Below are 12,363 nucleotides of genomic sequence, written 5' to 3'. Positions count from 1 at the left end.
ATTCATTATTTATGATAAAGTAAAGATATGACAATGAAGAGGGGTATCAGAACAAAGGGGGAGACAAGATGAACGCATTTCTCATGGTAAACGCGCTGCTGTTTTCAGCTGTAACCGCTTACGCCGTTTATTTATTCGTTTACCTGATCAGAACGAGGATCGCTTATATTAAGCTCGGCCAAAGGGAAGAATTTGATAAACGCCTGAAAGAACGTCTTCAGAAGATATGGGTGAATGTGTTCGGACAGAAAAAACTGCTGAAAGATAAAAAGAGCGGAATCATCCACGTTCTGTTTTTTTACGGTTTTATACTCGTTCAGTTCGGCGCAATTGATTTTATTCTGAAAGGGCTGCTTCCTGACCGGCATCTGCCGTTCGGTCCGCTTTATCCGGCGTTTACCTTTTTTCAGGAAATCGTCACGTTTCTGATTTTAATCGCCGTAGTCTGGGCGTTTTACCGGCGCTACATTGAAAAACTCGTCAGACTGAAACGCGGGTTTAAAGCGGGGCTTGTCCTGCTGTTTATCGGCGGACTGATGGTGACGGTGCTTCTCGGGAACGCCATGAACCTTTTATGGCACGATCATTCTCTGTCTTGGACGGAACCGATCGCTTCCTCCATTGCGTTTGTGCTCGGCGGTCTTTCAGCGCCGGCGGCCGCCGCCGTGTTTTATGTTTCATGGTGGCTTCATCTGTTGTTTTTGCTCAGCTTTTTAGTGTACGTGCCGCAATCAAAGCATGCGCACTTAATTGCGGGTCCGGCGAATGTGTTCCTCAGCAGGATGGATTCAAAAGGAAAGCTGGAAAAAATCGATTTCACCGATGAGACGAAAGAAAGCTACGGCGTCGGAAAGATTGAAGACTTCCGCCGCTCTCAGCTTGTCGATCTTTACGCCTGCGTCGAATGCGGCCGCTGTACAAATATGTGTCCGGCCTCCGGTACGGGCAAGATGCTCTCGCCGATGGACCTCATTTTAAAGCTCAGAGACCATTTGACGGAAAAAGGCGCTGCCGTGACGTCAAAATCTCCGTGGGTGCCCGCGCCCGTTTTTCAGCACACGAAAGCGAATCAGCTCGCCGCGGCTTCCTCAGGGGGAGGATCGCGTGAAGCGGCCGCAGCCATTGATTACAACCCGAGCTTAATCGGCGAGGTCATCACGGAAGAGGAGATTTGGGCGTGCACCACTTGCCGCAACTGTGAAGATCAATGTCCGGTCATGAATGAACACGTTGATAAAATTATCGATCTGCGCCGCTATCTTGTGCTTACGGAAGGGAAGATGGACAGCGACGCGCAGCGGGCCATGACAAGCATTGAAAGACAGGGAAACCCGTGGGGCTTAAACCGGAAAGAGCGGGAGAACTGGCGGGAGCAGGCCGATACAGAGATTCCGACAGTGAAAGAAATGAAAAAGCAAGACAAAGAGTTCGACTATTTGTTTTGGGTCGGCTCAATGGGTTCCTACGACAACAGGAGCCAAAAGATTGCCGTCTCATTTGCAAAGCTGCTTAATGAAGCGGGTGTATCCTTTGCGATTCTCGGCAATAAGGAAAAAAACTCAGGCGATACGCCGCGCCGTTTGGGCAACGAGTTTCTGTTCCAAGAGCTGGCGGAACACAACATCGGCGAATTTGAAAAACACGGAATCAAAAAAATCGTCACGATTGATCCGCACGCCTATAATATGTTCAAAAATGAATATCCTGATTTCGGATTCCGGGCCGAAGTCTATCATCATACTGAATTATTAGCCGAGCTTGTGTCACAGGGGAAACTAAAACCGCTTCACCCGGTGAATGAAACGATTACCTTCCATGACTCGTGCTATTTAGGAAGGTACAATGAAGTGTATGAGCCGCCGAGAGCGATCTTAAAAGCCATTCCGGGCGTTCAATTGAAGGAAATGGAGCGCAGCCGCGAAAACGGGATGTGCTGCGGCGCCGGGGGAGGGCTCATGTGGATGGAAGAAGAAACGGGAGCGAGAATCAACACGGCCCGGACTGAGCAGGCGCTTTCTGTCAGTCCGACGGTCATCAGCTCCGGATGTCCTTACTGTCTGACTATGCTCGGTGATGGTACGAAAGCGAAAGAAGCCGAAGACGCGATCGGCACTTATGATGTCAGTGAATTGCTCGCCATGTCTGTATTCGGCGCTGAAAAACAAGAGTCTTTATAGAAAGAAGCGGGCCGCCGGCGCATATGCCGGCGGCTTTGTTTTCGCACATCAGCCGATTTATGAAGGGACGGCTCTAAAATTTCTTAAATTACGCTGTTAAGGGTAGCATATTCTGTTTTAATTTGTTTATAATGAGAGGTATGGTTTATGAACAAAACAATACAAATTCGTTCTTATTATAGGATAGAAACAGATACATATAAGTAATAGAAAGGGAGTGTCCGACCTTGAGTATCAAACAATATTCTCAGGAACAGCTGAAGCAGATGGCTTTAGTTGAAATCGCTCACGAAATTTTCTCAGAACATAAAAAACCGGTTCCGTTCCAGGAGCTGCTGAATGAAATGATCTCCTTGCTCGGTGTTACGAAAGAGGAACTGGGCGACCGTATCGCCCAATTTTATACAGACCTGAACATTGACGGCCGCTTTATTGCGCTGTCAGACCAGACATGGGGGCTTCGCAGCTGGTATCCGTACGATCAGCTGGACGAAGAAACACAGCCGACTGTAAAAGCGAAAAAGAAAAAAGCGAAAAAAGTCGTTGAGGAAGATCTCGACCTTGATGAATTCGAGGAAGTTGACGAAGATGACATCGATCTCGATGAAATGGAAGAAGATATTGACCTTGAAGCAGACAGCTTTGACGACGAAGATGTCGATGAAGAAGATGACGACGAGCTTGAGATCGAAGACGAGATGATTGAAGAAGATGAGGAAGATTATGATGATGAGGAAGAGGATCGCAAAGACTGATTTTATATCAGCAAAACGATCTTGACTTTCATTGTCGAACTATGTAGTATGTATTTTGGGCTCTTCAAAAAGAAGAGAATTCATAAGAGTGCTACGCTCCCTTTCAAGAAATTGAAAGGGAGCTTTCTTATTTTCATCTCCCAAATTCTTTTACACATCATTTGTTTTTAGTGAAATGATTTTCTATAAAACGGCACATTTTAAGGAATGTAGCGCAGACCGAAGAGAGGAGCAAACGAAATGACGAAATATATTTTTGTGACCGGGGGAGTTGTATCATCACTCGGAAAAGGAATTGTGGCTGCATCACTTGGCCGCCTTTTGAAAAACAGAGGCATGAGCGTCACTATCCAAAAATTTGACCCTTATATCAACGTTGACCCGGGAACGATGAGCCCGTACCAGCACGGTGAGGTATTCGTTACCGATGACGGCGCTGAGACTGACCTTGACTTAGGGCATTATGAGCGTTTCATTGACATTAATCTGAACAGATTCAGCAACGTGACGACCGGTAAAATCTATTCTGCCGTATTGAAAAAAGAGCGCCGCGGGGACTACCTCGGCGGAACGGTTCAGGTCATTCCGCACATCACAAATGAACTGAAAGACCGCGTGTACCGTGCAGGCAAAGAAACAAACGCAGATGTAGTCATTACTGAGATCGGCGGAACAGTGGGAGACATCGAATCCCTTCCGTTCCTTGAAGCCATCCGTCAAATGAAAAGCGACATCGGCCATGAAAACGTGATGTACATTCACTGTACGCTTGTTCCGTACATCAAAGCGGCGGGCGAGCTGAAAACAAAACCGACGCAGCACAGCGTAAAAGAGCTGAGAAGCCTCGGTATTCAGCCTAATATCATCGTCGTGCGCACGGAAATGCCGATTTCTCAAGATATGAAAGATAAAATCGCGCTCTTCTGCGATATTGACACGAAAGCGGTCATCGAGTGCGAAGATGCGGACAACCTTTACTCCATCCCGCTTAACCTTCAGGAGCAGGGACTCGATAAGCTTGTCTGCGATCATATGAAATTAGAATGCAAAGACCCGGATATGACGGAATGGAAAGACCTTGTCACGAAAGTGAAAAACTTGTCTAAAACCATTACAATCAGCCTCGTCGGTAAATACGTCGAGCTTCAGGACGCTTACATTTCAGTCGTTGAATCACTGCGCCACGCCGGCTATGCGTTTGACGCTGATGTGAAGATCAAATGGATTAACGCCGAAGAAGTGACAGAAAGCAATATTCAAGAGCTGACTAGCGGCACAGACGGAATCATCGTGCCCGGCGGTTTCGGAGACCGCGGCGTAGAAGGGAAAATCATCGCCGCCAAGTATGCGCGTGAGAATAAAATTCCGTTCTTCGGCATCTGCCTCGGTATGCAGATTGCATCCATTGAATATGCGCGAAACGTATTAGGTCTGGAAGGGGCTCATTCTGCGGAGATCGATCCGTCCACTCCTTATCCGATCATCGACCTTCTGCCAGAACAAAAAGATGTCGAGGATCTTGGAGGAACGCTTCGTCTCGGACTGTACCCTTGTAAGCTTCAGGAAGACACGAAAGCCTTCGAAGCGTATGCGGATGAAGTGGTATACGAACGCCACCGCCACCGTTATGAATTCAACAACGAATACAGACAGCAAATGGAAGAGAACGGTTTTGTGTTCTCAGGCACAAGCCCTGACGGCCGTCTTGTGGAAATCATCGAGCTGAAAGACCATCCTTGGTATGTCGCTTGCCAGTTCCACCCTGAGTTCAAATCAAGACCGACAAGACCTCAGCCTTTATTCAAAGACTTTATCGGCGCTTCCGTACAAGCTGCAGAACAGAAGTAATAAAAAAAGACTTGCCTCCTTTAAAAGCGGCAAGTCTTTTTTCTGCATCAGGTATATTCCTGCATCATTTCCTTTAATGTAAAGGACAGTGCGTGATAGACATACAGGCCTGTCATTAATGAAGGAAAGCCGTATCTTGTCCCGTCTTCATCAGGCAGAAGCGGCATTTTTAATTTGCTGTCAATATGAACATCACAAAATTCCTCAATCCCGGTTTGATCTTTGATGACAGGAGATACGCCAACGAGGCCGATCCCTTTTTCATAAAGCTTTTGAGCCAGCGCCTGTTCTTCAGCCGTGCCCGGACCTGAACAAAACATCAGCACCCTGTCGCTTTCTGTAATCGAATCAGCTGTATCCGGAAACGCTTTGACGGAAGGCATCGGTTCTGAGCCGAGTTCCGCCTCGCACAAAATGCCCTGCATCTCATTTGCGCCGTATAAATAAATGGTATGACCGCTGACGGCTGCCTGCGCCAGCAGGCGCGCGCCGTCTTCTATTGCTTCGGATTCCTTATCCTGAATGCGGGAAAAAATGCCTGCAAGCTGCGTCGTAAATATCTTTAACATGAGTGAAACCTCCTTTACACATACAAGAACAGTATACAACAAAAGAGAAAATGCTCAGAAAATGTCGGAAAGTAGACTATTATAATTAAAGGAAATGTGAAAATCAAACAGAATACATAAACAACTGCTTCCTTTTGACGAAAATGATAATATTGGGGTGTAAAATGATGAATGAAAAGATTTTAATCGTAGATGACCAATACGGTATACGCATATTGCTCAATGAAGTGTTTCATAAAGAAGGGTACCAGACGTTTCAGGCCGCCAACGGCATACAGGCGCTGGACATCGTAACGAAAGAACGGCCCGATCTCGTGCTTTTAGATATGAAAATCCCCGGCATGGACGGAATCGAAATTCTCAAGCGCATGAAGATGATTGACGAATCCATCCGCGTCATTATCATGACCGCTTACGGAGAACTCGATATGATTAAGGAATCAAAAGAGCTCGGAGCGCTGACCCATTTTGCGAAACCTTTTGACATTGATGAGATCAGAGACGCGGTGAAAAAATATTTACCTCTAAAATCGAATTAATAAAATTAGAAACAATTATGTCATTGTGTTGCCGATTTGTCGAAAAGTTGGTATCCTAGAGATGGAGAAAAAGCGATCTGTTGTTTTACATATGACAGGTTTTTATGGTCATGCTATAGGTGGAAAGCTTTTTTCGAGAAGAAGCAAATCAGGCTACATAAGGAGGACTTTCGACATGCCTTTAGTTTCAATGACGGAAATGTTGAATACAGCTAAAGAAAAAGGATATGCTGTTGGACAATTTAACTTAAATAACCTTGAGTTCACTCAAGCTATTTTACAAGCAGCAGAAGAGGAAAAATCCCCGGTTATTCTTGGTGTTTCAGAAGGCGCGGGACGCTACATGGGCGGCTTCAAAACAGTGGTTGCCATGGTTAAAGCTCTTATGGAAGAATACAAAGTGACAGTTCCTGTCGCCATTCATTTAGACCACGGTTCAAGCTTTGAATCTTGTGCGAAAGCGATTCATGCAGGTTTCACTTCTGTAATGATCGACGCATCTCACCACCCGTTTGAGGAAAACGTAGCAACTACAGCTAAAGTGGTTGAGCTTGCTCATTTCCACGGCGTTTCAGTTGAAGCTGAGCTTGGAACTGTAGGCGGACAGGAAGATGACGTGATCGCTGAAGGCGTAATCTATGCTGACCCTAAAGAGTGTCAAGAACTTGTAGAGCGCACTGGCATCGACTGCCTTGCACCTGCACTGGGTTCTGTTCACGGCCCTTACAAAGGCGAACCGAACCTCGGTTTCAAAGAAATGGAAGATATCGGCAAATCAACCGGCCTTCCGTTAGTACTTCACGGCGGTACAGGAATTCCGACTGCCGACATTAAAAAATCAATCTCACTTGGTACGGCTAAAATCAACGTAAACACTGAAAACCAAATTTCTTCTGCAAAAGCTGTCCGCGAAACATTGGCAGCTAAGCCGAACGAATACGATCCTCGTAAATATCTTGGACCTGCTCGTGAAGCGATCAAAGAAACGGTTATCGGCAAAATGCGTGAGTTCGGTTCTTCAAACCAAGCTTAATCCAATGTAACATCCATAAACCGCCTGACAGCATTGACAGGCGGTTTTATGTCTTACCTTTAGAAAGCGCAATCATGTTTTACAGTTCTGAAAATTTATTACTGGGGAGGCTTTCCTTATGTTATTTTTCATTGATACAGCAAACATTGACGAGATTAAAGAAGCTTATGAACTTGGCGTTCTTGCCGGAGTTACGACAAACCCTAGTTTAGTGGCGAAAGAAGCTGACGTGTCTTTCCATGACAGACTTCGTGAGATTACGGAAGTCGTGAGCGGATCAGTAAGCGCGGAAGTCATTTCCCTGAATGCTGAAGAAATGATTGAAGAAGGTAAAGAACTTGCGAAAATCGCACCGAATATCACGGTGAAAATCCCGATGACGTCTGAAGGGTTAAAAGCCGTAAAAGCGCTGAGCGACCTGAACATTAAAACAAACGTAACGCTCATTTTCAGCGCCAACCAAGCGCTTTTGGCGGCAAGAGCCGGGGCGACTTATGTATCTCCGTTCTTAGGCCGTCTGGATGACATCGGCCATAACGGTCTTGAACTGATTTCAGAAATCAGACAGATTTTTGACATTCATGACATTGATACACAAATCATCGCAGCTTCCATCCGTCATGCACAGCACGTGACTGAAGCCGCTTTACGCGGTGCGCATATCGGTACGATGCCGCTGAAAGTCATTCACCAGCTGACGAAACATCCGTTAACGGATAAAGGCATCGAGCAATTCTTGGCAGACTGGAATAAATAAGGGTGAAAGGGCGGCAAACCGGTTGCATCCGTTTGCCGCACCCTTATGTTTTCCTGTTTGGCAGCGGGCCTTCAGTATCAAAGTGAAGAGTGTGTTTCCCCCGGAATGTGAACCCGGCGGGCCTCTGTGCATCCTGTGTTAAAAATGCCCCGCAAAGCTTCGCTATTTTCTTCCTGTTATTTTATAATGTCCTTGTATTCTTTCTCTTCGAATTGGCTACATTTTGGACAAGAGCTTTATTTGCAGAGACAGAATAAAATGCCATTTTATTTACGCTCCGCAGCTATCTTCTTATGGAAGGAGACTATCATGGAAAAGTTGAATATTGCCGGCGGCGATCCGTTAAACGGAACCGTACATATCAGCGGTGCGAAAAACAGCGCCGTCGCATTGATACCCGCAACCATTCTGGCAAATTCCGAAGTAACGATCGAAGGGCTTCCGGAGATCTCAGATATTGAAACGCTGCGTGACCTGCTGAAAGAAATCGGCGGAAACGTCCATTTTGAAAAAGGAGAAATGGTCGTCGACCCTTCCCCGATGATCAGCATGCCGCTTCCCAACGGCAAAGTGAAAAAACTCCGCGCTTCCTATTACTTAATGGGCGCGATGCTGGGCCGCTTCAAACAGGCGGTCATCGGACTGCCGGGCGGATGCCATCTCGGGCCGCGGCCGATTGACCAGCACATCAAAGGATTTGAAGCGCTTGGGGCGGAAGTCACCAATGAACAAGGCGCGATTTATCTGCGCGCCGAAAGGCTGAGAGGCGCACGGATTTATTTAGATGTCGTCAGCGTCGGAGCGACGATCAATATCATGCTTGCCGCTGTACTGGCTGAAGGTAAAACCGTGATAGAAAACGCCGCCAAGGAACCTGAGATTATTGATGTGGCCACATTGCTCACCAGCATGGGCGCAAAGATCAAAGGCGCGGGAACCAATGTAATCAGAATCGACGGCGTAAAAGAGCTGCACGGATGCAGGCATACGATCATTCCGGACAGAATTGAGGCGGGCACCTTTATGATCGCCGGCGCCGCGATGGGGAAAGAAGTCATTATTGATAATGTCATACCGACTCACCTGGAGTCTTTAACGGCGAAGCTCAGGGAAATGGGTTTTCACATTGAGACGAGTGACGATCAGCTTCTTATGCTCGGCGGGCAGAAGCAGATAAAACCGGTCGACGTAAAAACGCTTGTTTACCCGGGATTCCCGACTGATCTTCAGCAGCCGATGACATCTCTGTTAACGAGAGCCAGCGGCACAAGCGTCGTAACCGACACCATCTACTCGGCCCGATTTAAACATATAGATGAGCTGAGACGGATGGGGGCCAACATGAAAGTGGAAGGCAGGTCGGCCATTATCACCGGTCCGGCCGAGCTTCAGGGCGCAAAAGTAAAGGCGAGCGATCTGCGTGCAGGCGCTTGTCTGGTCGTCGCCGGGCTCATGGCTGACGGCGTAACCGAAATCACCGGTCTTGAGCATTTAGACCGCGGCTACAGCAATCTTGAGAAAAAACTCGAAGGCCTGGGCGCCACAATCTGGCGGCAAAGGCTGACGGACGAAGAGATAGAACAGCTCCAAAATTCATAGAAATGCGGACTTTTGAGAGGAGATCGTGTTGAAATGGAAAGAAGCTTATCGATGGAATTGGTTCGAGTCACTGAAGCGGCGGCTTTAGCATCTGCCAGATGGATGGGCCGCGGGAAAAAAGATGAAGCTGATGATGCGGCGACAAGCGCAATGCGTGACGTGTTTGACACGGTGCCGATGAAAGGCACGGTCGTGATCGGGGAAGGCGAGATGGATGAAGCGCCGATGCTTTACATCGGCGAAAAGCTCGGAAACGGATACGGCCCGCGCGTCGATGTCGCCGTCGATCCTCTTGAAGGCACAAACATCGTAGCGAGCGGCGGCTGGAATGCGCTGACGGTGATCGCGGTCGCCGACCATGGAACACTGCTGAACGCCCCGGATATGTATATGGAAAAAATCGCGGTCGGTCCCGAAGCGGTAGGCTGCATCGATATCGAAGCGCCTGTCATTGATAACTTAAAAGCCGTTGCGAAAGCGAAAAACAAAGACATTGAAGATGTCGTGGCAACCATTTTAAATCGTGACAGACATGAAAAAATCATCTCTGAATTGCGTGAGGCGGGCGCCAGAATCAAACTGATCAACGACGGTGATGTCGCGGGCGCCATCAATACGGCCTTTGACCATACGGGAGTAGACATTCTCTTCGGTTCAGGCGGGGCTCCTGAAGGCGTGCTGTCTGCCGTTGCGTTAAAAGCGCTCGGCGGCGAAATCATAGGCAGGCTTCTGCCGCAAAGTGCGGAAGAGCAGGCCCGCTGTGAGCGAATGGGCCTTGATGTATCCAAAGTGCTCCGGATGGAGGACCTTGTGAGAGGGGATGACGCCATTTTTGCCGCAACGGGCGTCACGGACGGAGAGCTGCTGAAAGGCGTTCAGTTCAAAGGCTCCGTCGGCACGACTGAAAGTCTGGTCATCCGGGCGAAATCAGGAACGGTCCGATTCGTTGACGGAAGACACAGTCTGAAGAAAAAACCAAATCTTGTGATCCGGCCATAAATAGAGAAAAGCGGGACGGAAAGTCCCGCTTTTCTTTTGCAATAAAGAGTCAACCCTATCATTTATATGTCAAAGCATTATTTAAGTTGAATAATTTTTTGAAATGAGGTAAAAATAAAGAGTGCTGCGATTTTTCTGTGTCATTCCTTCTTTTGAGTACTGGGAAATTTTCAAATTCTACCGCATACAGACGATATAAATATTGATCTTCTCAAGTTTTTGTCCTCGCTTCCTTCAAAACTCATTAAGACATTCCTTTTTTAAAAAAGCGCCGATCATGGGTGGAAGTGTTACCGATAGAAGTTCCTGAACGTTTTATAAAAGAATGTGCTTTGGCGGAATCATGCGAAGCAGCCGATTTGAATGAAAACAGCAATACATTGACTATGAAAAGCGTGGTGTTTTTATGAAAGACGTATCTATTTCCTCTTTGGAAAATATGAAATTAAAAGAACTATATGAACTGGCCAGACATTATAAAATCTCCTACTACAGCAAACTGACTAAAAAAGAATTAATCTTTGCCATTCTGAAAGCCAACGCCGAGCAGGAGGATCTTCTGTTTATGGAAGGCGTGCTCGAAATCATCCAATCGGAAGGATTCGGCTTCCTCAGACCGATTAATTACTCGCCGAGCTCAGAAGACATCTACATTTCTGCTTCCCAGATCCGCCGCTTTGATTTAAGAAACGGTGACAAAGTATCCGGCAAGGTGCGGCCGCCGAAAGAAAACGAACGCTATTACGGACTTTTGCACGTTGAAGCGGTAAATGGAGATGATCCGGAATCTGCGAAAGAGCGCGTTCATTTTCCCGCGCTGACTCCGCTTTATCCGGACCGCCAAATGGTGCTTGAGACGAAACCGAATTATCTCTCAACAAGAATTCTCGATATGATGGCTCCCGTCGGTTTCGGCCAGCGCGGTCTGATCGTGGCGCCGCCGAAAGCCGGTAAAACCATGCTGTTGAAAGAAATCGCTAACAGCATTACGACAAATCAGCCTGACGCTGAATTGATCGTTCTCTTAATTGATGAAAGACCGGAAGAAGTAACGGATATTGAACGTTCCGTAGCGGGCGATGTCGTCAGCTCGACGTTCGATGAAGTGCCGGAAAATCACATTAAGGTAGCGGAGCTTGTGCTTGAACGGGCGATGCGTCTCGTTGAACACAAAAAAGACGTTATCATTCTGATGGACAGCATTACCCGCCTGGCACGGGCCTACAACCTCGTTATCCCGCCAAGCGGACGTACGCTTTCCGGCGGGATTGACCCGGCTGCGTTCCATCGTCCGAAGCGCTTTTTCGGTGCCGCGCGAAACATTGAAGAGGGCGGCAGCCTGACCATTTTGGCGACGGCGCTCGTAGACACGGGCTCCCGGATGGATGACGTCATCTATGAAGAGTTTAAAGGAACGGGCAACATGGAGCTTCACCTTGACCGTTCTCTTGCGGAAAGACGGATTTTCCCGGCGATCGATATCCGCCGCTCCGGCACACGGAAGGAAGAGCTGCTCGTGCCGAAAGAGCATCTTGACCGTCTATGGGCGATCCGCAAATCGATGTCTGATTCTCCGGACTTCGCAGAGAAGTTTATGAGAAAAATGAAAAAAACAAAAACGAATCAAGAATTCTTCGATCTGATCAACCAAGAATGGAAGCAGGCAAACCTTTCATCATCAGCCCGCCGCTGATAAAAAATGTATTTGCAAATGCAGTAAATGACTGATATAATTCTCTCATATGCGTTCCGGATTACTCCGGAATAATAACTCTGTTTCCACACGGGATTCAGGGCGGAAGGAGATGGATACAATGAAAGCAGGAATTCATCCTAATTTCAAAAAAGCAACAGTTAAATGCGCTTGCGGAAATGAATTTGAAACAGGCTCAGTAAAAGAAGAGGTACGCGTTGAGATTTGCTCTGAATGCCACCCATTCTACACTGGACGTCAAAAATTCGCTTCTGCTGATGGTCGTGTTGATCGCTTTAACAAAAAATACGGTCTTAAGTAATAATAGATTTTACAGGCAGGCAAGAATTGCTTCTTGCCTGTTTTTTATGTCCATAAACAGGAAAAAAAGGGG

11 protein-coding genes and 1 pseudogene are annotated in these 12,363 nt (G+C 47.2%); 11 read left to right on the top strand and 1 reads right to left on the bottom strand.

The features are described from left to right. Nucleotides 1-68 precede the first annotated feature (68 nt). The 3 genes from K3G25_RS12815 to pyrG all read left to right on the top strand — a co-directional run bounded on the left by K3G25_RS12815 (nucleotide 69) and on the right by pyrG (nucleotide 4,780). Entirely contained in the window at nucleotides 69-2,177 is a 2,109-nt protein-coding gene (locus K3G25_RS12815) for a (Fe-S)-binding protein (RefSeq protein ID WP_232489332.1), read from the top strand. Between the two features lie 227 nt (nucleotides 2,178-2,404). Next, nucleotides 2,405-2,932 carry a DNA-directed RNA polymerase subunit delta gene (rpoE, locus tag K3G25_RS12810; protein WP_232489331.1) on the top strand — a complete coding sequence of 176 codons (528 nt, stop codon included), beginning with the start codon at nucleotides 2,405-2,407 and terminating at the stop codon, nucleotides 2,930-2,932. Between the two features lie 240 nt (nucleotides 2,933-3,172). Continuing rightward, nucleotides 3,173-4,780: a glutamine hydrolyzing CTP synthase gene (gene pyrG, locus K3G25_RS12805; protein WP_007407615.1), complete on the top strand. Its 1,608-nt coding sequence runs from the start codon at nucleotides 3,173-3,175 to the stop codon at nucleotides 4,778-4,780. A gap of 47 nt (nucleotides 4,781-4,827) precedes the next feature. Here the strand turns inward: pyrG and K3G25_RS12800 are convergent, their stop codons facing one another. After that, nucleotides 4,828-5,349, bottom strand: a complete 522-nt coding sequence (locus K3G25_RS12800) for a DUF2529 domain-containing protein (protein ID WP_014419112.1) — start codon at nucleotides 5,347-5,349, stop codon at nucleotides 4,828-4,830. 164 nt (nucleotides 5,350-5,513) lie between these two features. On the opposite strand from K3G25_RS12800, the gene spo0F reads away from it, so the two are divergent. From spo0F to rpmE, 8 genes and pseudogenes are all read left to right on the top strand, one after another. After that, the gene (gene spo0F / locus K3G25_RS12795; protein ID WP_012118670.1) at nucleotides 5,514-5,888 is read left to right on the top strand and encodes a sporulation initiation phosphotransferase Spo0F; all 375 of its coding nucleotides are present in this window, start codon (nucleotides 5,514-5,516) and stop codon (nucleotides 5,886-5,888) included. A 175-nt stretch (nucleotides 5,889-6,063) separates the two neighbouring features. Next, the gene (locus tag K3G25_RS12790; protein ID WP_003151102.1) at nucleotides 6,064-6,921 is read left to right on the top strand and encodes a class II fructose-bisphosphate aldolase; all 858 of its coding nucleotides are present in this window, start codon (nucleotides 6,064-6,066) and stop codon (nucleotides 6,919-6,921) included. 118 nt (nucleotides 6,922-7,039) lie between these two features. Continuing rightward, nucleotides 7,040-7,678, top strand: coding sequence for a fructose-6-phosphate aldolase (fsa, locus tag K3G25_RS12785; RefSeq protein ID WP_003151103.1), 639 nt, complete (start codon nucleotides 7,040-7,042; stop codon nucleotides 7,676-7,678). Between the two features lie 309 nt (nucleotides 7,679-7,987). Then, nucleotides 7,988-9,277, top strand: coding sequence for a UDP-N-acetylglucosamine 1-carboxyvinyltransferase (locus tag K3G25_RS12780; RefSeq protein ID WP_007407612.1), 1,290 nt, complete (start codon nucleotides 7,988-7,990; stop codon nucleotides 9,275-9,277). Between the two features lie 33 nt (nucleotides 9,278-9,310). Beyond that, entirely contained in the window at nucleotides 9,311-10,276 is a 966-nt protein-coding gene (glpX, locus tag K3G25_RS12775; RefSeq protein WP_003151105.1) for a class II fructose-bisphosphatase, read from the top strand. Between the two features lie 201 nt (nucleotides 10,277-10,477). Continuing rightward, nucleotides 10,478-10,686, top strand: a pseudogene (locus K3G25_RS20880) (hypothetical protein). After that, on the top strand, nucleotides 10,683-11,969 hold the full coding sequence (gene rho / locus K3G25_RS12765) for a transcription termination factor Rho (RefSeq protein WP_003151107.1): 1,287 nt from the start codon (nucleotides 10,683-10,685) through the stop codon (nucleotides 11,967-11,969). Before K3G25_RS20880 ends, rho begins: the two are co-directional and overlap by 4 nt. A 121-nt stretch (nucleotides 11,970-12,090) precedes the next feature. Then, nucleotides 12,091-12,291 carry a 50S ribosomal protein L31 gene (gene rpmE / locus K3G25_RS12760; protein ID WP_003151132.1) on the top strand — a complete coding sequence of 67 codons (201 nt, stop codon included), beginning with the start codon at nucleotides 12,091-12,093 and terminating at the stop codon, nucleotides 12,289-12,291. Nucleotides 12,292-12,363: the final 72 nt, after the last annotated feature.

The sequence above is a fragment of the Bacillus sp. FCW2 genome, from assembly GCF_021228595.1.
Classification (GTDB): domain Bacteria; phylum Bacillota; class Bacilli; order Bacillales; family Bacillaceae; genus Bacillus; species Bacillus velezensis.
Note: the sequence above shows the minus strand (reverse complement) of the source record. Positions and strands in the feature narration are given on the sequence as shown.

Coding starts and splice junctions, on each gene's coding strand:
- K3G25_RS12815 (WP_232489332.1), top strand. CDS start 69: ATGAACGCATTTCTCATGGTAAACGCGCTGCTGTTTTCAGCTGTAACC.
- pyrG (WP_007407615.1), top strand. CDS start 3,173: ATGACGAAATATATTTTTGTGACCGGGGGAGTTGTATCATCACTCGGA.
- K3G25_RS12800 (WP_014419112.1), bottom strand. CDS start 5,349: ATGTTAAAGATATTTACGACGCAGCTTGCAGGCATTTTTTCCCGCATT.
- spo0F (WP_012118670.1), top strand. CDS start 5,514: ATGATGAATGAAAAGATTTTAATCGTAGATGACCAATACGGTATACGC.
- K3G25_RS12790 (WP_003151102.1), top strand. CDS start 6,064: ATGCCTTTAGTTTCAATGACGGAAATGTTGAATACAGCTAAAGAAAAA.
- fsa (WP_003151103.1), top strand. CDS start 7,040: ATGTTATTTTTCATTGATACAGCAAACATTGACGAGATTAAAGAAGCT.
- K3G25_RS12780 (WP_007407612.1), top strand. CDS start 7,988: ATGGAAAAGTTGAATATTGCCGGCGGCGATCCGTTAAACGGAACCGTA.
- glpX (WP_003151105.1), top strand. CDS start 9,311: ATGGAAAGAAGCTTATCGATGGAATTGGTTCGAGTCACTGAAGCGGCG.
- rho (WP_003151107.1), top strand. CDS start 10,683: ATGAAAGACGTATCTATTTCCTCTTTGGAAAATATGAAATTAAAAGAA.
- rpmE (WP_003151132.1), top strand. CDS start 12,091: ATGAAAGCAGGAATTCATCCTAATTTCAAAAAAGCAACAGTTAAATGC.